The organism is Enterobacter sp. RIT637, from assembly GCF_019718755.1.
In the GTDB taxonomy this organism is placed as follows: Bacteria; Pseudomonadota; Gammaproteobacteria; order Enterobacterales; family Enterobacteriaceae; genus Enterobacter.
Genome location: NZ_JAIHAZ010000155.1, coordinates 1 through 547 on the forward strand (window position 1 = coordinate 1; position 547 = coordinate 547).

General features: G+C 49.5%; 1 protein-coding gene. It reads right to left on the reverse strand.

The genetic code is table 11. The features are described from left to right. Positions 1 to 547 (reverse strand): site-specific integrase (locus K5E19_RS23745; protein WP_221553375.1); only part of this gene is annotated, 547 nt, incomplete at both ends.

The following is a 547-nucleotide window of genomic DNA, read 5'->3' on the forward strand; positions in this document are numbered from 1 at the left end:
TCGTTCATCCGCACGATCCATTTTGAGTATACGGTGTAAACCATACGCGCATTTTTATGCCCCATCTGGCTGGCAATGAACGATGGATTTGCACCAGCTGATAGTAACCAGCAGGCATATGTATGCCGGGTGTGGTAGGGACTACGATACCTTACGCCTGATTTTCTCATCGCGCCCGGCCATGTCAGGTTAATCGTGCTCTGAGAATAATGCCTGCTCATTTCCCCTTCATCATGGTTGGGCACGAAGCAGAATCTCAGGCTTTGCTTTCCAATTTTCCCACGTTCGCGGTGGTAAAAGTCGATCTCTGCGGGCACCTTATTGCCAGTAAGCTCGAATTGCCTCGTTAACGCTTCCAGAGCCGGTTTTAGCAGCTTTACTGTCCTCACACCGGCGTTTGTCTTCGGTGGACCAAACTTCTTTGTGAGCGTCATTGTACGCTTAACATGGACCTCGCCATTTTTTAGATCGACATCCTCCCAGGCCAGACCGGTCAATTCACCATGACGTAGGCCGGTATAGACGGCAAAAGTCCAAAGGTTTAAAT